This window comes from Pseudomonas sp. F8002 (assembly GCF_013385495.1).
GTDB lineage: Bacteria > Pseudomonadota > Gammaproteobacteria > Pseudomonadales > Pseudomonadaceae > Aquipseudomonas.
Window position 1 is genome coordinate 103,186 of the sequence record NZ_JACAPW010000025.1, and the last position, 17,375, is coordinate 120,560.

The 17,375-nt window shown below is 59.0% G+C and carries 27 protein-coding genes and 1 tRNA gene; all 28 read right to left on the minus strand.

What is annotated here, in order from left to right; genetic code table 11:
- Positions 1-131: 131 nt before the first annotated feature.
- The 28 genes from HX811_RS19580 to HX811_RS19710 all read right to left on the minus strand — a co-directional run bounded on the left by HX811_RS19580 (position 132) and on the right by HX811_RS19710 (position 17,324).
- Complete coding sequence (locus tag HX811_RS19580) at positions 132-2,465, minus strand: hypothetical protein (protein WP_177046968.1); 2,334 nt, start codon at positions 2,463-2,465, stop codon at positions 132-134.
- On the minus strand, positions 2,458-2,811 hold the full coding sequence (locus tag HX811_RS19585; protein WP_177046969.1) for a hypothetical protein: 354 nt from the start codon (positions 2,809-2,811) through the stop codon (positions 2,458-2,460). Before HX811_RS19585 ends, HX811_RS19580 begins: the two co-directional genes overlap by 8 nt.
- Positions 2,808-4,490 carry a terminase gene (locus tag HX811_RS19590; RefSeq protein ID WP_177046971.1) on the minus strand — a complete coding sequence of 561 codons (1,683 nt, stop codon included), beginning with the start codon at positions 4,488-4,490 and terminating at the stop codon, positions 2,808-2,810. The genes HX811_RS19585 and HX811_RS19590 overlap by 4 nt, the downstream gene beginning before the upstream one ends.
- The gene (locus HX811_RS19595) at positions 4,480-5,043 is read right to left on the minus strand and encodes a hypothetical protein (protein ID WP_177046973.1); all 564 of its coding nucleotides are present in this window, start codon (positions 5,041-5,043) and stop codon (positions 4,480-4,482) included. The genes HX811_RS19590 and HX811_RS19595 overlap by 11 nt, the downstream gene beginning before the upstream one ends.
- A gap of 40 nt (positions 5,044-5,083) precedes the next feature.
- Positions 5,084-5,539 carry a lysis system i-spanin subunit Rz gene (locus tag HX811_RS19600; RefSeq protein WP_177046974.1) on the minus strand — a complete coding sequence of 152 codons (456 nt, stop codon included), beginning with the start codon at positions 5,537-5,539 and terminating at the stop codon, positions 5,084-5,086.
- The gene (locus tag HX811_RS19605) at positions 5,536-5,982 is read right to left on the minus strand and encodes a structural protein P5 (RefSeq protein ID WP_177047057.1); all 447 of its coding nucleotides are present in this window, start codon (positions 5,980-5,982) and stop codon (positions 5,536-5,538) included. Before HX811_RS19605 ends, HX811_RS19600 begins: the two co-directional genes overlap by 4 nt.
- A 5-nt stretch (positions 5,983-5,987) precedes the next feature.
- The gene (locus tag HX811_RS19610; RefSeq protein WP_177046975.1) at positions 5,988-6,437 is read right to left on the minus strand and encodes a proteasome subunit beta; all 450 of its coding nucleotides are present in this window, start codon (positions 6,435-6,437) and stop codon (positions 5,988-5,990) included.
- A gap of 67 nt (positions 6,438-6,504) precedes the next feature.
- Positions 6,505-6,750: a hypothetical protein gene (locus HX811_RS19615; RefSeq protein ID WP_177046976.1), complete on the minus strand. Its 246-nt coding sequence runs from the start codon at positions 6,748-6,750 to the stop codon at positions 6,505-6,507.
- Positions 6,751-6,804: 54 nt separating this feature from the next.
- A complete protein-coding gene (locus HX811_RS19620) occupies positions 6,805-7,122 on the minus strand; it encodes a hypothetical protein (RefSeq protein ID WP_102368948.1) in 318 nt (105 codons plus the stop codon).
- Complete coding sequence (locus tag HX811_RS19625) at positions 7,122-7,493, minus strand: chemotaxis protein (protein ID WP_025856073.1); 372 nt, start codon at positions 7,491-7,493, stop codon at positions 7,122-7,124. Before HX811_RS19625 ends, HX811_RS19620 begins: the two co-directional genes overlap by 1 nt.
- A 220-nt stretch (positions 7,494-7,713) precedes the next feature.
- Positions 7,714-7,929 (minus strand): hypothetical protein, encoded by a 216-nt coding sequence (locus HX811_RS19630; protein WP_177046977.1) that lies wholly within the window; start codon positions 7,927-7,929, stop codon positions 7,714-7,716.
- Positions 7,930-7,933: 4 nt separating this feature from the next.
- On the minus strand, positions 7,934-8,125 hold the full coding sequence (locus HX811_RS19635; RefSeq protein WP_177046978.1) for a hypothetical protein: 192 nt from the start codon (positions 8,123-8,125) through the stop codon (positions 7,934-7,936).
- 20 nt (positions 8,126-8,145) lie between these two features.
- A tRNA-Ser gene (locus HX811_RS19640) sits at positions 8,146-8,231 on the minus strand.
- A 1,290-nt stretch (positions 8,232-9,521) separates the two neighbouring features.
- Positions 9,522-9,656: a hypothetical protein gene (locus HX811_RS32040; RefSeq protein ID WP_256344447.1), complete on the minus strand. Its 135-nt coding sequence runs from the start codon at positions 9,654-9,656 to the stop codon at positions 9,522-9,524.
- Positions 9,643-10,134 carry a hypothetical protein gene (locus HX811_RS19645; protein WP_177046979.1) on the minus strand — a complete coding sequence of 164 codons (492 nt, stop codon included), beginning with the start codon at positions 10,132-10,134 and terminating at the stop codon, positions 9,643-9,645. The genes HX811_RS32040 and HX811_RS19645 overlap by 14 nt, the downstream gene beginning before the upstream one ends.
- 138 nt (positions 10,135-10,272) lie before the next feature.
- A complete protein-coding gene (locus tag HX811_RS19650) occupies positions 10,273-10,884 on the minus strand; it encodes a hypothetical protein (protein ID WP_177046981.1) in 612 nt (203 codons plus the stop codon).
- A complete protein-coding gene (locus HX811_RS19655; RefSeq protein ID WP_177046982.1) occupies positions 10,881-11,279 on the minus strand; it encodes a hypothetical protein in 399 nt (132 codons plus the stop codon). The genes HX811_RS19650 and HX811_RS19655 overlap by 4 nt, the downstream gene beginning before the upstream one ends.
- Positions 11,276-12,649 (minus strand): replicative DNA helicase, encoded by a 1,374-nt coding sequence (locus HX811_RS19660; protein ID WP_177046984.1) that lies wholly within the window; start codon positions 12,647-12,649, stop codon positions 11,276-11,278. Before HX811_RS19660 ends, HX811_RS19655 begins: the two co-directional genes overlap by 4 nt.
- A complete protein-coding gene (locus HX811_RS19665; protein WP_177046986.1) occupies positions 12,646-13,476 on the minus strand; it encodes an ATP-binding protein in 831 nt (276 codons plus the stop codon). Before HX811_RS19665 ends, HX811_RS19660 begins: the two co-directional genes overlap by 4 nt.
- Positions 13,460-14,266 (minus strand): helix-turn-helix domain-containing protein, encoded by an 807-nt coding sequence (locus HX811_RS19670; RefSeq protein ID WP_177046988.1) that lies wholly within the window; start codon positions 14,264-14,266, stop codon positions 13,460-13,462. The genes HX811_RS19665 and HX811_RS19670 overlap by 17 nt, the downstream gene beginning before the upstream one ends.
- A complete protein-coding gene (locus tag HX811_RS19675; protein ID WP_177046990.1) occupies positions 14,263-14,490 on the minus strand; it encodes a hypothetical protein in 228 nt (75 codons plus the stop codon). Before HX811_RS19675 ends, HX811_RS19670 begins: the two co-directional genes overlap by 4 nt.
- A gap of 100 nt (positions 14,491-14,590) precedes the next feature.
- The gene (locus HX811_RS19680) at positions 14,591-14,902 is read right to left on the minus strand and encodes a hypothetical protein (RefSeq protein ID WP_177046992.1); all 312 of its coding nucleotides are present in this window, start codon (positions 14,900-14,902) and stop codon (positions 14,591-14,593) included.
- Positions 14,899-15,663, minus strand: coding sequence for a BRO family protein (locus tag HX811_RS19685; protein ID WP_177046993.1), 765 nt, complete (start codon positions 15,661-15,663; stop codon positions 14,899-14,901). Before HX811_RS19685 ends, HX811_RS19680 begins: the two co-directional genes overlap by 4 nt.
- Entirely contained in the window at positions 15,660-15,965 is a 306-nt protein-coding gene (locus tag HX811_RS19690; RefSeq protein ID WP_177046994.1) for a hypothetical protein, read from the minus strand. The genes HX811_RS19685 and HX811_RS19690 overlap by 4 nt, the downstream gene beginning before the upstream one ends.
- Positions 15,962-16,231 carry a hypothetical protein gene (locus tag HX811_RS19695; protein ID WP_177046995.1) on the minus strand — a complete coding sequence of 90 codons (270 nt, stop codon included), beginning with the start codon at positions 16,229-16,231 and terminating at the stop codon, positions 15,962-15,964. The genes HX811_RS19690 and HX811_RS19695 overlap by 4 nt, the downstream gene beginning before the upstream one ends.
- Complete coding sequence (locus tag HX811_RS19700; RefSeq protein ID WP_177046996.1) at positions 16,228-16,560, minus strand: hypothetical protein; 333 nt, start codon at positions 16,558-16,560, stop codon at positions 16,228-16,230. The genes HX811_RS19695 and HX811_RS19700 overlap by 4 nt, the downstream gene beginning before the upstream one ends.
- A gap of 276 nt (positions 16,561-16,836) precedes the next feature.
- Complete coding sequence (locus tag HX811_RS32270) at positions 16,837-17,031, minus strand: Cro/CI family transcriptional regulator (protein ID WP_177046997.1); 195 nt, start codon at positions 17,029-17,031, stop codon at positions 16,837-16,839.
- Positions 17,028-17,324, minus strand: a complete 297-nt coding sequence (locus tag HX811_RS19710) for a Cro/CI family transcriptional regulator (RefSeq protein WP_177046998.1) — start codon at positions 17,322-17,324, stop codon at positions 17,028-17,030. The genes HX811_RS32270 and HX811_RS19710 overlap by 4 nt, the downstream gene beginning before the upstream one ends.
- Positions 17,325-17,375: the final 51 nt, after the last annotated feature.

Here is a 17,375-nt window from a genome sequence, read left to right on the forward strand (position 1 = left end):
TCCGAGCATTTGGCCGAATGACCGGAGAGTGGCCACAAAAAAACCGCCTCAAGTTGGGCGGCTTTTTCTGTAGCTACTGGGTGGGCCGCGAGGCACTTGCCTGGATTCGCTCAAGCATCTCGCGGGATTCTTCAAACGACTTGATCAGCTCCCTGGCCAGGCTCGCCCGGCCCTGGGCTCTGAATAAAGCTTCCAGGCAGTTCACCCCCTCCAGGTTCTGCTGCGCTTCCGTCAAATGGCTGCTCAGTATTTCCTTGAGGTGCTTCCATTCCGGGCTGTTGGTCAGGTTGACCAGGGCTTGCCACTGTTGGTTGCTGGGTTTCATTGGCTCCGCCACCTGCATGTTGAAGTTGGGCAACCACGGCACCGTTGCTCATGCCGAGGCGCTGGGCCTCAGCACGGGTTTTCTCGGCCTTCGCGGTCAGTTCAGCTGTTAGGGCAGCGGTTTTCTCGGTTTCTGCTTCGACCTGCTGCCCCACCGCCGCGGCTTGCTGTTGTTGCTGTTGGGCCTGCTGCGCCTGCTGCTCCTCCTGCTGGGCCTTCATCTCGGCTTTCGTCGGGATCAGGCCTGGCATATCCAAGCTTTCAGCAACCTTGCGCAAGATCGCGGCCCTGCCCTCAAGGCCGAGGATTTGCATGTCGGTCGGATTGTTTGTGAAACCCAGGAACTGCGTACGCGCGTTCAGCGTTTGCTCACGCTGTAACATCGCGTTTGCGCCCCGGGCCACAACCTTGCAGTCACCCTTGATGGCGTTGTCATCGGAATACCGCATGTTGAACAACCACAACGCTTCGATGACGCGGCGAACCACTCCGCGGTCAATATGGCGGATCGCGTCCTTGATCCCTTTGTTGGCCGATTCCATGAGCATCGACAGGCCGCTGGCCGTGTTACCAGCACCGCCGATCTTTTCCGCGCCGTAGATGTATCGCGGGATATTCGTCGCGTCGTCCGCGCGCTTCTCCCAGGAGTCATAGACCGCCTGCAACTCACCAGCCATGCTGACCGGCTGATAAAAGCGAATCACCGGTGACGTCGCCCCACCCTGCATCCCTGGCGTCTGGCCGCTTTTCACCCGCCAGCGCTTCAGCGGGTACATCTCGTTAGGGTTTTCACCTGGCTGCAAACGGTCTTCATCCACTTCCACCTGTGGACCGCTGGCAAATGCCATGTTGTTGGCCTGCGCGCGGGCTGTTGAGCCGCAGAAGTCCTGCACATCGCTCATCAGCTCAGGAATCGACATACCCCAGAACGAGCCAGGCACGATCTGGAACGACGCCTTGTGATATGGCCGGCCGCCCAAAGGGTTGCGGTTGAACACACAGCGGATAACGTGATTTCCGATCAGAATCGCATCGACCTGGTACTCATCAAGCACGTCTGGCACTTGGGATGGATCAATGCCCCACTGCAAGAGCATCAGCCCTTGGGCACCGCCCCAATAGTGCAGGCCCTCGATGGTCTCCCCGTTATTGATCATCCAGTCGCCGGCCTTGTCCTCAAGACGTGCCCGCTGCGAATCCGTTGCAAGCCATTCGCGCAGACCGCCCTGACCGTGCTCAGCAAGAACGGCACGAACCGCGTCATCGCTATACCCTGGTACCCCTGTCAGTGCATTGAGGCGCGACCGAGTGTAGCGCTCGCGCTCAATGATGAACGCGCCGTCGTCGGTGTTCGTCGAGTCTGGCGACGGGTAGATGTCGAAGGGCGAAACCCGGTGAAACAGGGGCTGAATCTCCTCTGTTTCGATCATCTGCCAATTTTGGCCCCAGGCAATCTGTGGCACACGTTGAAGCAAGGGACCTTTGACGAATGCGGCCGGGTAAATCGTGAAGTCGTCGATGAACTCCTCGAGCGCGGTTTCCCATCCACCCTCGGCCAACTGGTCGGCAATCAGCGTTTCATGTGCCTCGCTTGCTTCCTTGGCCTTCTCCTGGATCAACTCGCGCAGCTTGACCGCAAGCTCAGCCGGGTCAGGCATCGTCTGTGGAGGCGCGTCCTGCTCCTGTTGACCCTGCTGGACTTGCTGGGCTTGCATCATTTGTTGGGCGAGCTTCTGCTGAAATGCAGCAAGAAACTCTGGCGGGATATCTGCCACCGGCGTTGGATCGAGCCCCCAGGGGTGACCGTTGACCGGAATAAGGATGTCTCGAATCCAGGAAGCGCCCGCACGGCACTTGGTGGTGGTCAGCTTGGGGTAGATCTCGCTGCCACCTGCCTCGCGGATCGCCTGGAGTTTCGCCTCCTCGTGCTTGCCTTTCTGGCGTCGCGCGCAGTCGAGCAGCCTGTCGTCAATCTCACGCTTGGCATTTTTGGCAGACTCGAAACACCGGCGTATGTGCGCCGCCAGTGACGACTGAACCTGCTGAGCACGTCGACTTTGCAGCGCCTGCTCTTCAGTGGCGAGGTCATCGGCATGCAGGTCTGCGGCGCTCCTGTATTGCAGCAAACCGAATTCAGCCATGGGTCATTGCCTCGTGTACGTTGTTGATTTCAGCCTGCCGGCCGGATCGGCGCAGTTTCGCGCTGTGCTCGAGCCTCCGCAGGTTGGCCAGCAGATCCTGCATGTAGTTGACGGGGTCAGCCGCAAACTCGGCCAATTTGACGTTGAGTGTCACGCCCAGATCGTGAGCCATCTCGAATTGCACCCGAACTGCCGGGTGCCCACCGTCCGGCTCCTTGATTTCAACCGCGTCGACCTGGACCAAGCCAATATCACGGCGCAGCTGGAAGCTCTGGACGGTGAGCGGTGCAACCAGGCGGGCTATGACGTCGGCGACCTGCTTCCATTCAATAAACATAGTGGTCATGTGTGCGCGCTCCAGCTGCGTCGGGCTCGATCTGTGTTTGATGTCGTTGATGGCGCCGGGATAGTCCCGCCCGTAGCCTCGAAAACCCCGCAGCGGGCCAGGGTTTCAAAAGCCTTGGCACCGTGGCTTGCCCAGTCGTGTCTCGGCTGATCCTTGTACACGCCCAGCCTCAGATCCCACTCCTTGCGGTAGTTGTCGATGCAGTCGATCAGCCTCGACACGCCGGCGGTCCTTGGCCTGCCTGTATCGGCATCGCCAGTCGACGCCCGGGTGTCTTGCTCATCCTCAGCGAACCAGCACAGCGGCAGGAAGTTACGCACCGCCTGCACGCCCTCGCTGTTGCGGGAGACGCGCGGGACGATCTGAAACGTGATCCCGTACTGCTTTGCCACGTCGATTCGGGATTTCCCTGTGCCGATCTCGCGCACCACGATGTCGTGCGGGGCGTAGTGGGCGCCGTAGGAATACCCCAGCTTTTTGAGCAGATCGCCGTAGTACTCCATGCCCTCGCCGGAATGCTCGATGTAATCGATGATGTGCACCTGGCGGCCCACCACCTGGAACAGCACGATGGACATAGCGTCCCCCATACCCAAGTCCCAGGCCGTGAATACCGGCAGCGTAGGGTTGCGAGTCACCGCCTTGGTGATTCGGCCCTGTTGCCGCAGGAATCGCATCTGCGTGAGGTAATAAGCGCCTTTGATGCCCTGATCAAACGCTTCATCCGGCGTGGCCGGATATTCGCGTTTCATGTCGTCGTGCAGCGCTTCGGCCTTTTTGGCGTACCAGGCTTGCTGGGCGCGATCGAGGCGGATGCCATGCTTGGCAGACAGCTCGGCGAAGTACTCCTGCAGCCATTGCGGCACCACCACCTGGTCAAATGCCTCCAAGCGGTACGTGGGATCTTTGAACCAAGGAAAGAAGTGAAACTTCCAGTCCATCACCGTAGGTGTGCGGCCGGCGTCCTTGATGGCCCTGGCCAACTCGCAATACGTGAAAAAGTAGCCTTCGCGGCCCTCTGCCGTGCTTTCGATTGTCACCCGGTTGCCCAGGCCCACCGCCTCGAAAGCACCGGTGACGATCTCCTGGGCCTTGTCCGGGCTCAGTTTGCAGATCTTGCCGAACTCCGACACATGCAAGCGCTGGAGGGTACCGCCCCGGAACGAGGTCGACACCTGGATGCTGGAGCCGTTGTCGAAGATGTAGCCCTGATCCTTATCGCTGCGCGGTACCGGCAAACGCATACCGATCAGCTTGAAGATCGCAGTCCATGCGGGGTCGCCTGACAGCTTTTCGTAGGCGAACCTGATCTTGTTACGGTAGATCTCTTTGGCGTCCGGCAACGTGTGGCAGATGCAGCCGGCGCTGTAGTTCCTGGTGAACAGGCAATCGTCGAGCGCGTCGATCATCTCGAAGGTGGTGAAGCCCAACTGCCGAGCCTTGAGGATGATGTCGCGGTTATGTTCGTTGAGGAATCGCTCGCGCTGCTGCTGGTTAGGCTTGAAGCGCTGAACCTTGCCGTTCTTGTCCTTGATCTTGTACAGGGAGTTGAGCCTGTACCACTTGTTGCTCAGGGCTTTCAGCAGCAAAGCGTTGCCCTTGAGCTGCTTGGCGCGGTGCAGGGCGATGAACTCGTCGCCCTCTCGCATCAGCCGTTGGCGGTCGGTTTCATTCCCCATCACCAGCTGCCTCAGCCAGCAGATCCTCAAGGGATTTGCCTGTGCTTTCCCGTTCTTTATCAGTGTCCAAGCCGTGGGCTTGGCGTTCCAGCTTGATCAGCCGCTCCAAGGACTGCGTGGCGTGGCCGATGCTCTTGCCGACGTAGTCCAGCGGAATATCGATCTCGACCGGCTCACCCTTCTGGGTCATGACGGTGATCTTGCCGGCGGCGACCTGCTCGTGAATGCGCTCGACATACTGCTGAGTGATGTCGCGGGTTCTGGCGATCACCACCTGGTGGCCGCGTACCAACTGGGCACCAGCCTCGGCAGCTTGCTCGACGATCTCGGCGTCGTTCGTTGCCTCTGTTACAGCAGCAGCGGCGGCGCGCCCGGTCTTCTCACGGACGCGCTGGCGGATCATCTCGGACAGGTCTTTCTGCCACTCGTGCTTATCGGCACGATTACGGATTGAGCTTTCCGATACGTTGTGCCGACGGCCCAGTTCGCGGTTCGTAAAGCAGCCCGTCCGGTAATCCCTTTCGACGGCTGCCCAATCACATTTAGCAGCCATGAGAGCGCTTCCTTTGCTTAAAAATCGGGGTGGTGCCGCGTTACGACCCGGCGCCCAGACAGAACTTTGTGACGTAGTCCTGCAGGCCGGTCAGGGCGTGAATGGCCTCGTCGCCGTCGGCTGAGATGGCGATAATTCGTGCAGCAGCCGCGGGGTCAAGTTCGGCTCGCGTTTCTGCATCATCCAGGCCGGCGGCGGTGGTGGTGGCTCGCACAACGGGACACTTGGCTGGGACTGACAACCGGCGAGCGCCAGAAGCGACATCAGCGCGCAGCTGCTTGATAGTGTTCTGAGCATCGGTCAGCGCCTTTGTTTGGTCGGTGTCGAACTGGGCGATCAGGCGCTGAGTGTTGCGCCGGGATTCGGCGGCCTTGTTCAACGTTTTGACCAGATAGGTTGCGGTGGCCAGATCCTTGGCCTGGGATTGAATCTGCTGCCAGCCGCCATAAATCAGAATCAGGCAGCCAGCCAGGGCAGCGATGAGGTATCGGATCATGACAATGCTCGGCGGAGCCCTTCCGCTAACACTGTTTCCGGATAAGCAAACCCCGCGCATTCATGGGCAATGATGCCGCTCACCATCAGGACCAAGATGGCGGGTTTCCTGACGTCGATCACGTCATTGGCGCTCACGCCCAGGCGGCGGGCCACGGCCGCGATGTAGGCCTCAGTGTTGTTCTCGTTGCCTGGCGCCCACCTGGTGATGGTTTCGCGCACGGTGTCGATGCCAGGGCCGCCCACGCCAGGCATTCCGTCTTTGCCTCGGTAGTTGATCAGCAGCTTGCCCAGGGCGCGGATACCGTTCTCAGGTCTGTCAAAGCGTGCAAACCGTGGGGATGGCACGCCAACTTCTAGCCCAAGCTGCCCTTGCCAGACATTGCGCGGGTTGTAGTCGATGTTACCGGGGTTGTTGTTGCGCACGCCGCGAGGCGTTGTGATCGTGGTCATGGCGTAGCCCTCGGCTCCCCTGGAGCTATGGTGACAGTGCGGACCGTGCCGCCCGTGTAGATATCCCGCTTCATCGCAGCGCGCACCGCCTCCTCCGCGCTTGCACCCATATCCATTGCGGCCAAAGCGTAAGGCGCACCGCTGCCGATGGCGTCCGGGTTCGACGGGTCAAGATCCTGTTTCCATATCCCGGTCGTGTCGTCGTGACCGATCATCAGCAGCTTGCCGCCGTCGACGACATAACCAGAGCACTCCACAGGCAATGGCGAGGGAGTGCCGAAGTAAGCGGCGATCAAAGCCTTTTCGTCGCACACGGCGCCCGACAGAAAGAAGCTGACACCATCTACAACCTGGCACTTCTGTGCGCTGTCGGAAACGACTCGATCGTTACGGACCTGGCGGCCGTCATAGGCGATAACGCCGTCTTTGTAGGCAATGGTCGTCATTGAATTACCGTGATGTGGGTCTGTGAGCAGGAAGGCGCCGTCAGGGTCTGGTGTTCTTCACCACGCCCTAGCAGGTGACAGTTGGAGGCTGGCCATTGAGGTGCGCCTGGAGGAGCAGAAAGCCTGGGGCGGCCGGGTCAGCGCTCGGATTTAGGGGGCGCCGCCAGCGTCTTTCGCCCGTAGGCGTGACCTTGTTGAACACGATGGCCAGGTGGTCCTTGATGGCCTTCCACTGCGTCGGGGTGGGCTGACCCATGTCTGGGTTCAGCTCGGTGAAGCCTTGCAGCCAGTATGCAAATTGCTCGGGGGTCATGGATTCTCTCCAGTTGCGCGCCACGATTTGGCGCATTCGAAAACGTGGCGCGGATTACTGCGATACCCGATTGAGGGCTTCGTCCGCTTTGTCGGCAGCCTGGGCCGCTGTCGTTGCAGCCTTCGTGGCTTTGTCGGCGGCGGTACCGGTCTTGCGGGTCAGCTCTTCCAGGCGTTTATCACGCTCAGTCATCGCGGTGTCGTACGCCTCGCGGATGCCCTTGACCTGATTGCTCTGGCTCTCGGCTAGCGACCAGTAGGCAGCCTGGTAACCCAGAACGGCACCACCACCCACCAGCACGACTGCAATGGCCCAGACCTCGGCCCGGCGCCACCAACGGCGTGCGATAAATTCCAATGCGCATCTGTCCATCAGGCGATTCCTCCCAGCTTGGTGCGCAGGCGAGTAATCTCGTCGCTCTGCTGCGTCACGCGGTCAGTAAGTTGAGCGACCTGGCTGGTCAGCGCTTCGATCTTGCCTTCCATGCGCCCAACGGCGGCCGCTAGGTCATTCCGCTCTTTCGCGAACTGATCGGCGCGGGCCTCGGCTTCTTTGCGCGCGGCGCGCTCCTGGTTCAGTAGCTCGTTCAGGCGCTTCAGGGTGCCGATATCGGCGCTGTCCATTGCCCGGTCGGTCGCGTCCTTGGAAAGGAACCGGCGCAGCCAAAGCAGGCCGCCCAGTACAACGGTGGCGCTACCGCCCAGCCAGGTAGCTGTGCCTGGGCCGAGGTCAGTAGGATCCATCGTCACTCCATGAAGAAATTGGCCTTCGCCAGCAATAGGTCAGCCCCGGCGGCACTCCCTGCTCAGTGCGAAGGGTGTGGCGGGGCCGAAAACGAAAAGGCCCCAGCATGTGCTGAGGCCCTGAATAAGTGCCAGGGCGAACCCTGGCGGTTTGTGCTTAAGTGTCGTCATCTCGACGATACGGCACGTCGCTGCAACGCCTCACGGCGTGGCGGTGCAATCACCCCTGCTCGGGATTCTTTGGCTGAGTGACCGCTGGGGCCGTGGTGACAGTCACCTGGCCCTGGTACAGCGTCTTCAACTCAGCGACATAAACGGCTTGCTGCGGCGCCTGCTCGATCATCGCTTGAGCGCGGGCGTTCGCCTCATCCTCTGTGTCGAACTGCGTTTGCAGTGGCGACTTCGGGAAGGGCTGAGGGATTACTACGTAAGGCATGGTGTCACCTGTCTGGTTGGCTGCCCGCAATCAATCGGCCGTTGATGAGGCATGTGTCAGCGTGCAAAACGAATGGCGGCTCTGCGGCCATCACGAGCGCGATCTGGCCATTGGCGCTGATCTCCAGGTCGTAATAGGCGCGGGCAACCGGACGCGATCCATGCTGCTGATCCGGCCATTGCTCATCCTTGTGCATTCACCCACATGACTGTTGTTTGGCGGAAGGCGAAGGAGTCGAACCCTTACCGTTTCCAGCAGCACCGGGTTCAAACCGGTTTGCCTACCACTTGGCGCCGCCTTCCAGTAACGCAAAACCCCGCACACTGGCGGGGCTCTTGAATGGGTGCAGGTGGCTGGTGCAACTCTCCAGCTCTGGTGGGGCAGATCGCCGGGTCGCGCACCCTGCCCTCTCATCGCGTAGCCGCCCATTGTCCGCACGGGATTAGACGACGCCTCTACCAACTTAGCCCAGCTGCCTGGGCGATAACCTGCATAAAACAATCGGGCATTAGCTGCGCAATATGCGCAATTCCAATCCCCTGAAACATTCACACAACCCGCGCAGCGTCTGTTTTTGCGCAAGCTGCGCAGGTGCGCACTGACTGCGCAGAACTGCGCACCCTGGCTCAATGTGCGTTGATATAGATGGCGACCCTGTCAGATCGCTGTCGTGGCGCTTCCCCCCAGTCCCCACGCTGACTGTTCCCCCTGCGCCGTCACTGCTGCCGGCCGGGCTTTGTGCATCTGCATCGGGGGTTGATCGTCACCATTACGGGCCAGGACGGACTGTGAACCGTTTCCCGACCCCGAGGGACCGAACCCCGTAGATCAACCCCGATGAAAACGGCGCCCATGCGCGATTCGCACGGGGTCAAACTGTGCCTCAGCAAGTGCTGACGCCATGAATAGGCGCAGATGGCCGGCACTGATCTCCGGTTTTCGACGTGGTCCCCAATCTGCCAGATGGGTTGAACCTCGGCGATCAAGTCACCGAACCCGCCGTGCTTTGCGTGCCACGACCTGGCATCGTCACGCATCGTTAGCGCCTCAGCCTGCGACTCATCTGCATAAAAAATGCGTGTTTTCCCACGCTGCCCGCCAACATCACCCAGCATCAACTGGAGGTAATAGGTGCATTGGCTGCCGGTGTTCTTTCGTAACGCGTGACTACCGGCGGTACCGCGTCCAGGCCCGCCCGAAGGCCCACCCTGGCTATGGTGTCGCGCACAAAGTCAGGACATAAAAAAACCCAACTCGGTGGCTGGGCTCTTGAACATGACTTACTTCGGTATCTCTTCGGTAGATATTTTCCACTCAGGCTCCCACCCGGCAGGTAGGGAGTTTGCAAATTCCTGAGCCTCTTCCCGAGTAGCAAAAATCCTATGGAGCATCGCTAGGTTAAGAATGACCACATATCCCTCTTGCCACCCCTTCCCCTCTTTTAGGTGGTACCCAAGAGCATCACCTTCAAGCTTAACTATTTGGCCAGGCATAGCGCTCACCCTTTCAGATCCATGAGTGAGCAATATGACATGGGGCACAGGCATAAAAAAGCCCGACTCAGTGGCCGGGCTTTCTCTCACAGCATTAGATTAAGCTGGTTGTGCGCCGATTGGTACGCGACGAACCGTGCCAGCATCCTTGGCAGCTTTGTACAAAGCCAACGCAGCATTGAGGCGCTCGGCCTTGCTGATATGTGCTTTTTCTTTGACTTCAGAAGATCGCATAACCGGATCCCTCTAATACTGGATAGATACTGTAACCGAGCTGATCTCGGTAGCTATTTAGCAGTCGCCCATAGTATGGACCAAGCTTTGGGCGATCTTCAAGGGCAATCGCAACAAACCCCTTGACCTCACGATGTCGTCTCAGCATCCAGGAAGACTGGAAAATCCCTGCACCTAACGTCATCATCTGCCTGTAATTAAGACACCCAAGATCTTCATGGGTTCCAGGCTCTGTAAAGCTTGGCACTCCAAGCACAAAGTCCCGCTTTAGGGCAAACTTTATTTCCCAGCAATTTCGGGGAAGTTTACGACCCAGCTGGTCCTCTATGCGCTCTTTGTGTGCTGAAAGACCGGCTGACAAGGGCAGGTACCAGATTCCGTACTCAAAATGATCAACGCTTATAGTGTGCAAAATAGCACAATGTTCATCGAGGAGCGGAACCTCCTCAAAAGATTCATCCAACCGTAACGCAGCCATTCAGAGCCTCAACATGTCCTTTTGAGGCCAAATGCCTACGATAAAAAGCCCGACTCAGTGGCCGGGCTTTTTCTTCGATCCCGTTAACGCGCAGGGATCAGATGATGGATGGCAATTTCGCTCATTTACCCACCAGTGTCAAGCGACTTCATCCAGCAACTGTTCACGATCCAATATCTCTGTGACATGCACCACTGCGGCCTCCTCCATCGCAGCCAGGCACTTGTGAATACCGAGCCGCCAGCGACCCCGGGTTGAATCCGGCCGTGCCTCGGTGTCCCAGGTATTTATGTCGTAGAACTCATCAGGGAGGATCGCCACATCAGTAGATCGCTTACCCTGTTTGCCCTTCATCTTGGGGATGAACCAGACCGTGGTTGCCTTGTAGATGAAGAGTGCCGGCGCAGGAGAACCAATACGCGGGATGGTCCTGGAAATAGCCCCAACCCTGTTGCCTTTGCTGGTCGAGTACTTCCCAACCAGTAGGTCCCAGTGAGCCGTATTTAGCTCCCGGTGAAGCAGTGCGTGAAGACAGCAGTCGTAATCAAATTGGTCACGCGCCGAGAGTAGCGCCCTGAAACCGCCATTACGCGGTCCCGAGTCGATCAGCTTCTGCCAACTCTGTTTAGTACTGTTGTCGATGTTGTCGGCTGCCAGTACCCGGACGATTGCCGACATTACGTTCCGGTAGATCGCGGGACTGTAATCCGCAAGCATCTTGCGCGGCGATGCCGCAGTGACGTTACTCATTGAGGTATCCCCGCTTCGATAATCTGTTCGACCTCTTCGACGATTTGGTCAAAACGGCCTTCTGGCAATTCGTTTCGTAGAGCCCGGATCAGCATCTGCTCGCGGCTCTGCCAGTACGGGTCGGTGCGGCGCGCCTCCGTCCTGAGTTGCTTCATGTGCACCAGTAGCCGCTGGCGATCGCGCCTGATGTGCTTTAGCGCGGCATTGGCCCGGTGGTACCAAACCGGATCAGCGTATTCGCCATCGGCTTGAGACTTCCCTTTCACAACTCCCAGCTGGCATTCAAGTCGGATTGAGTCGCGGCTCAATTCCTCGTCGAGAATCTCGCACTCGGCGAGGGTGGACGGCATTTCACGCGGTCCGTTAAGGCTCGGCCTTGCGTTGGCGGTACTCATGCGTTCGTTCTCCCCCTGTATTGACTGGCGAAGGGGCGACTGATTTCAACCTCTTCCTGGCTGGGCTCGCGGCCCACGAAATTTACGAAACGGGCGAACTTGCCCTGCTGCTGAACAACACACGATCCAACAGGTGCGTGTCTGCACTTGGGCATGATCAACTCGGTGACACCGTTCTGGCCCTGCTCGTCGTCCATGTCCCGATGGACAAGGATGATGCAGTGGGCATCAGCCTCGATCTGTCCGGAGTCGCGCAGGTCGGAAGCGATCGGTTTCTTGCCCGGCCGCTTGGTCGAGTCACGGTTTAGCTGGGCCAACAGGATCACCGGCACCTCCAGTTCCTTGGCGATGTTGACGATCCCGGTCGATATCTTGCCGAGCTCGGCGGTACGGTTGAACGCCTTGCCATCTGATCCGATAAGGCCGATGTAGTCGATCACCACCACGTCGAGGCCGTGTTTGCGCTTGACCTGGCGGCAGATGCTCCTGATCCGCGCAACGGTAAGGCCCGACTTGTCGCTGACGTACAGAGGCCTATCGAGGATCTTGTTGACTGCCGAGGTCAGGCGCGGCCAGTCGTCATCCTGCAGTTGGCCGTTATCGAGAACCTGCAGATCTACGCTGCCCAGGGAAGCCAGTGCGCGGTTCGCCAGTTCTTCCTCGGGCATCTCCAATGAGAACACCATGCCAACGCCAAGCCCCGAGCAGGCAATGTGCTGGGCGATCTGCAGGCCGAGCGTGGTCTTACCGCTCCCAGGCAGGCCGGCGACGATGGTCACGGTTTTTTTGCGCAGACCGCGGATTAACTTGTCCAGATCTACCAGGCCAGTGGAGAGCCCCGACTGAACGGCGCCGTTGAACTTGGCATCGATGATGTCGATGTTTCGCGTCACCACTTCGTCCAAGCGTTTGTAATCCGGCTCGCCGGTGTCCAGATCGCGAAGATCTGCCATCGCCTGCTGGGCGCCTGCGATGATCTCAGCCACTGGCCTGTTATCCTTGGCCGATTCGCGCACGGCATCGGCCGCCCGCACCAGGCGACGAAGTACTGCTCGCTCCGTGACTGTCCGCGCGTAAGCCTTCCAGTTGGCCGTGCTGGGCGTGTTTTTGGCCAGTTCGCCGGCGTAGGCAATGGTCGTCCCCCCACTGGGAAGATATGGCCTAAAGTCGTGAAGGGTGACCGGGTCAACCGGTGCGCCAGTAGCGTGCAGGTCGAGCATTACCTGGAACAACGCTGCGTTTTCCGGATCATGGAAGTCGGCGGTGGTCACGCTGGCCGTGATCGAATCAAACAGGTCGCCATTCAGCATCAGGGAGCCCAGCAGCGCGTGTTCCGCTTCGTCGCTGTACAGCTCGCGAAAGTCGTTCATGTGCGCCCCCGTGCCGAAGCCCAGGTGAAACCGGCCAGCAAGGCGCCGTTTTCGCGCAGCCGATCCAGTGCCCGAGCGCCGATGTATTGCTCTAGGCTGGGGGCGCAGCGCCCTTCCCCGTCCGGCTTAGAAGTCGGATGCAGATTGGAGACCACCACGGTAGGGCGGATCAGGTTGTAGCGCTTGTCGATCACCTCATGCAGCACCGCCAGCTCGTATTGGGTACCCGACTGGGCGCCGACTTCATCAATGACCAGCAGGTCGAAGCTCGCCAGCTCATTGATCACATCGCCTTCGGTGTAGCCTGAGTCGCGGACCATGGAGCGTTTGAACACTCTGATAATCTCGGCGGCAGTAGTGATCACCGCGATCGCGTTCAGCCCGATGACTTGACGAACAATGCTGCAGGCTAGATGCGTCTTGCCGGTACCGACATTCCCAGTCAGGAGCAGATTGCGGCCAGCGGCGAAGTGCTCGCCAAAGTTATCGGCATAGCCCTGGCACTTTTCCAGCGCTCCGACCATCTCCGGGGCGGTGGCGCGGTAGGTGGCGAAGGTGCTGTCCGAGAATCGAGGCGAGATACCCGAGCCGACGAGCGCGCTGTTGAGGCGTTCGTCCGCAACCTGAGCCACGGCCAAGGTGTGCGCTTCACTGCCAGGCTCCGCAACGCGCAGGCCGTGGAACTGGCATTTCTTGCACGGGCGGACCAGCATTGATCCGTCGAACTGCTCCACCTCAGTGCGAGACTCGACTTCAGGATGGTGCGGACAGTTGCCAGAGAACGTGCGCAGTTCAGGCTGGCGGCGGAAATTAGAACGCTGGGCCATTGGGAGCCTCCTGCGAATACATATCGTCTGTGTGCTGGGGCAAGTTGTTGTAAGCGGATGGCTTACCATTTTTGGCGCCAGTGCCTGGCAACACCGATTCGGGGTAGATGTCCGACCAACTGCTGGTGGTGGACTTGTCCAGCACGGCGTCGGGCTCTGGATGGTTGGCCAGTTTCTTGGCGATCAGTTCACATGCTCGCAGGGTCAGCGGTGCACGCTTTGCCTTGCGCATTTCGCAGAAGTCGGCCCAGGCTTGTTCCGATGCGTTTGCCGGTTTGGCAGTCAAAGGATCGAACTTTTGAGCCTTGATCTTTCCAGCCTTCTCAGGAGCCTTGGCGAATTCTTTTTGGTTAAGGATGGTTAATGGGTGGTTAGTGGGTGGATTGGGTGCACCCGGTGCACCCCGTTCGGTCGTGGCGTGCACCCCGTTCTGTTCTGGTGTGCACCCCGTTGCGTCGTCAGGTGCACCCCGTTCGGAGCGGGGTGCATCCGGTGCACCCCGTGAAAGGTCGAGGTCGTAGCAGACCGGAACACGATCGCGCTGGGAGATATACGCGGCGGCAACGGCCTGGTTTCCACGCTTGATCAAGCCAATCGACTCCAACTCACGAAGGCGGTATTGGACTGTGCGCGGCGCCAGACCGGTATCAAGCGCAAGACTCGAAACGGCAGGGAATGCAGCGCGCCCGGACTGATCGGCGTAGTTGGCCAGGCACAGCAGCACATGACGCGTATGCGAATCGGTGACAACCTGCTGGGTGAGCGCCCAGGACATGGCTTGAACACTCATAAGTCCAGCTCCCGCGTCACACGGCGGATGAAGTCGTCATAGCTCTCGGTCATGACCACGCCGCGATCCTCCAGCGCGCCTCGTGAGGCCTTGGCCATGGCGTAGACCTCCCAGCGGTCGCGCTCAGGCAGGTGGCGGCAATTGGAATAATTCGGCCAGGGGCCGGCGACCACTTCGGCCGTGGCGCTGACATGCAGGGTGGTGCCGCTGGTGAGAATGCTCATATACGGCGCTCCCTGACCAGCCGGAGAACTTCTTCGGTGGTGAAGCCAGCCAAGAACAGCACAGCCACAATTGAACGAAATTTTCGTTCCTCGGATCTGGTCATTGCAGCGTCTCCCCATCCGGCTTGGCCAGGCCGTAGCTGACCATGTGCACGTGGTCGACCTTGCACTTGGCGAAGGAAGGCTCCATACCGATCAACCGACGAGTCAGTACGCGCAAAGCAATGGCAGCCTCAGCAAAAGAGCAGGCGGCCTCGTGGATGTTGTCCAGCAGGTTTTCTTCGTCGAACAGGACATCGAGGTAGTCGTCATGCAGGCGCCAGGCGAAGAAAGCCAGCTGGTCATTGCCGAACTGCTCGAAGTACGCCTCGTTGCGCTCCTCGATAACTGGGGGCGTTTCGGTGTTGTTCATGCGGAAGTCCTTAGGCGCAGCTTGAAGCGGCCTTGCTGAATATCGGGGTGGGTAGCGCGCTCGGCGGTGACGAACGCGCACTCGGAGGCGAACCGGTCAAAGCGGCGGGTGATATCGGCGGTGGGCCAGATCGGATACGGCTGTGCACCGTCGTCAGCGTGGTTGCTACGCACCATGGCAAACGGCAGCGGCGCGCCGGGGATGTCTCGCATTACGGCGTTGATAACCCAGGGAGGAATGCCGTGCCGGAGGTTGATGCGGTGGCGGATCGTCGTCATCGACTCAAAACCGGCAGGCCTTGAGTCGAGGTATCGGACCTGCTCGACGCTAGCCACCCGGGTTTCAATGCCGGCGACTGCCTGATCGATGCGATCCTGGCGGCGCTCCATGTCCACCAGTAGCTGGGCATTCGCCAGCAACTGCTCGGCCGGCGACAGCGGGTGCTCATAACTGCCCGTTTTTCGAATGCTCGGCAGTACCTCGCCCACCACCCATTCCTCGAATGCCTCAGCAGCTGGCATCTTCGAGCGCATCACAAGACGATAAAGATCTCGTTCTGGCACCACTTTCACGTGCCGGACCTGACCCGCCATTTCGACGGGGTAGGTCTGCGCAGCCTTGCAATGAGTGCGAATAGCTTTGTCGGTGTCGGCATAATCCAGAAGATCGGCGACATCCTTGGCGACAAACAACGGCTCTCCGTGCTCACCGGTGATGACGCGGATGGCGGTACCGCGAAAGTCGAAGGGAACCAGGTTCATTGATCACCCCCGATTTCCCGCGCCACGTATTCGGGTTGCGCAGAACGTGGCGCCGGGTTCACCACACCAATTTCCTTGAAGTGATCAATCGCTGACTCAATTGAAGAGACTCCAGAGTCATCGAGATACTTGGCCAGGCCCGCGAGCACCTGAACATCTCGGCCCTTACCGTGCTCAACGTTCATCGCGATGGCACGGGCAAGCGCTCCGAGCCATTCGAGTTGTTGCTTGGCGCAGATCAGCTGGAACTCTGCCTCAGAAGCAACCGCATGGATTTCTGGCGCGTTAAGGACAGCATTCATGCGGCACCTCCGGCCGCCGGTTCAACGGCGGCATGTGAGGCGTAAACGAGTGCAAGGGCGTTCTCGGCGGCGAAGTATGCCAGCGTCGCCTGGTTGGATACGGCCGGAACACACATCAATTCCCGCAGGCCAGCAGATACTGCTTCAAGCAGATTGGTCGCTGCGTCGAGCGACTCGTGAACGGGCACGCCACCTGCTGCTGAAAGGACAGCGTGGCTACCGCTGACCATGAACTCATGCTCAAGTGTGAGGGATTGACTTTTCATGCTTGCCCCCTCTCTGCGATTTCCGAGGGAAGGCCTTTCTGAACGGACCAGAGCAAAGCACTGACGCTGTCGGCTACAAACCTCAATGTGGCCATGCCATCGCAATACACCATCTCACCGTAGTTAAGGCTTTCGTGCATGTGCTGGCAGATCTGGCCGAGGCCAGAAGCGAGGGTGCGCGCCTGCTGAATCGCGTCACGGGAGCCAATACCGGGAACGACCTGGAGCATGCACTCCCGTTTGTTATCGATAGGGGTTTCGCAAAAACCGACTTCAGTTGTGAGCGTGTCTTGCGCTTCGGATTGTTTGTTGCTATTTTTTGGGTGCATGAAATCGTCCTCTAGACGAAGAAATACCTAAGCGCTTGCGTCAACAAGTGCCGATTGAGAACCCGCTGCCAGGCGGGTTTTCTGCTTTTTGGACTACGCCAAAAACAGAGTTTGAAGCAGGCGCACTATCAGGGCGGCCCTGTTATTTGTTGCTCTGGTGCGTCTGCGTGCTTCATTCTTGAATCCTTGCACTGGGGTTACATCCAGTAGCCATAGAATACTTCAGGTATCCAGCCATAGGGCGGCCAGACCTGCGCATCCGAGGAACACACCTCATCAACGACTTGGAAACTTGCTGATTTCTGTTGCTGAAACTAAGCCGCATTCCGCTAGGTCCACGAAAATGGTTCTACCCGCCGCAATTGCTTTGGATAGAGCTGGGCCAGTACAGTCCAGCGCCAGCGCAGCTTTTTTCCTGCCTTCTCGCTCGACATACTCGGCGAGCGGAACGCGGACACACGCACCGATCACTGAACTGCCTGCTGGATACTGGATGCATCCACAGCACCAACAGCGGACTCGCCTACTTTGGTGATCTGGCTCAAAATTTCTTCAAGGTCGAGGCGGGGCTTTTCTCGGTCCCCTCCAGATGGGAACCCCTTCAGCTCAACACCGGTAAAGCAGCCGGGGTGCTCTTCGGATATGAGAATTAAGCGCCCGGCCTTAATGGCTTTACTGATTGCAGCCTGGCTTGAGCCCAAGACTTTTGCGGCCTCGTCCTGACCATGCAGATCAACAAATTCGTGAAGTTGGATGGGCGTCATGGGCTCACCTGAAAATGGCTAATGACACGAAGAATAACTATCAGTATTGTT

Coding starts and splice junctions, on each gene's coding strand:
- HX811_RS19610 (WP_177046975.1), bottom strand. CDS start 6,437: ATGACGACCATTGCCTACAAAGACGGCGTTATCGCCTATGACGGCCGC.
- HX811_RS19700 (WP_177046996.1), bottom strand. CDS start 16,560: ATGCACCCAAAAAATAGCAACAAACAATCCGAAGCGCAAGACACGCTC.
- HX811_RS19590 (WP_177046971.1), bottom strand. CDS start 4,490: ATGGGGAATGAAACCGACCGCCAACGGCTGATGCGAGAGGGCGACGAG.
- HX811_RS19685 (WP_177046993.1), bottom strand. CDS start 15,663: ATGAACCTGGTTCCCTTCGACTTTCGCGGTACCGCCATCCGCGTCATC.
- HX811_RS19660 (WP_177046984.1), bottom strand. CDS start 12,649: ATGAACGACTTTCGCGAGCTGTACAGCGACGAAGCGGAACACGCGCTG.
- HX811_RS19665 (WP_177046986.1), bottom strand. CDS start 13,476: ATGGCCCAGCGTTCTAATTTCCGCCGCCAGCCTGAACTGCGCACGTTC.
- HX811_RS19695 (WP_177046995.1), bottom strand. CDS start 16,231: ATGAAAAGTCAATCCCTCACACTTGAGCATGAGTTCATGGTCAGCGGT.
- HX811_RS19615 (WP_177046976.1), bottom strand. CDS start 6,750: ATGACCCCCGAGCAATTTGCATACTGGCTGCAAGGCTTCACCGAGCTG.
- HX811_RS19620 (WP_102368948.1), bottom strand. CDS start 7,122: ATGGACAGATGCGCATTGGAATTTATCGCACGCCGTTGGTGGCGCCGG.
- HX811_RS19680 (WP_177046992.1), bottom strand. CDS start 14,902: ATGAACAACACCGAAACGCCCCCAGTTATCGAGGAGCGCAACGAGGCG.
- HX811_RS19645 (WP_177046979.1), bottom strand. CDS start 10,134: ATGGCTGCGTTACGGTTGGATGAATCTTTTGAGGAGGTTCCGCTCCTC.
- HX811_RS32040 (WP_256344447.1), bottom strand. CDS start 9,656: ATGCGATCTTCTGAAGTCAAAGAAAAAGCACATATCAGCAAGGCCGAG.
- HX811_RS19675 (WP_177046990.1), bottom strand. CDS start 14,490: ATGAGCATTCTCACCAGCGGCACCACCCTGCATGTCAGCGCCACGGCC.
- HX811_RS19670 (WP_177046988.1), bottom strand. CDS start 14,266: ATGAGTGTTCAAGCCATGTCCTGGGCGCTCACCCAGCAGGTTGTCACC.
- HX811_RS19595 (WP_177046973.1), bottom strand. CDS start 5,043: ATGGCTGCTAAATGTGATTGGGCAGCCGTCGAAAGGGATTACCGGACG.
- HX811_RS19690 (WP_177046994.1), bottom strand. CDS start 15,965: ATGAATGCTGTCCTTAACGCGCCAGAAATCCATGCGGTTGCTTCTGAG.
- HX811_RS19710 (WP_177046998.1), bottom strand. CDS start 17,324: ATGACGCCCATCCAACTTCACGAATTTGTTGATCTGCATGGTCAGGAC.
- HX811_RS19600 (WP_177046974.1), bottom strand. CDS start 5,539: ATGATCCGATACCTCATCGCTGCCCTGGCTGGCTGCCTGATTCTGATT.
- HX811_RS19655 (WP_177046982.1), bottom strand. CDS start 11,279: ATGAGTACCGCCAACGCAAGGCCGAGCCTTAACGGACCGCGTGAAATG.
- HX811_RS19585 (WP_177046969.1), bottom strand. CDS start 2,811: ATGACCACTATGTTTATTGAATGGAAGCAGGTCGCCGACGTCATAGCC.
- HX811_RS19625 (WP_025856073.1), bottom strand. CDS start 7,493: ATGGATCCTACTGACCTCGGCCCAGGCACAGCTACCTGGCTGGGCGGT.
- HX811_RS19635 (WP_177046978.1), bottom strand. CDS start 8,125: ATGCACAAGGATGAGCAATGGCCGGATCAGCAGCATGGATCGCGTCCG.
- HX811_RS19580 (WP_177046968.1), bottom strand. CDS start 2,465: ATGGCTGAATTCGGTTTGCTGCAATACAGGAGCGCCGCAGACCTGCAT.
- HX811_RS19650 (WP_177046981.1), bottom strand. CDS start 10,884: ATGAGTAACGTCACTGCGGCATCGCCGCGCAAGATGCTTGCGGATTAC.
- HX811_RS19630 (WP_177046977.1), bottom strand. CDS start 7,929: ATGCCTTACGTAGTAATCCCTCAGCCCTTCCCGAAGTCGCCACTGCAA.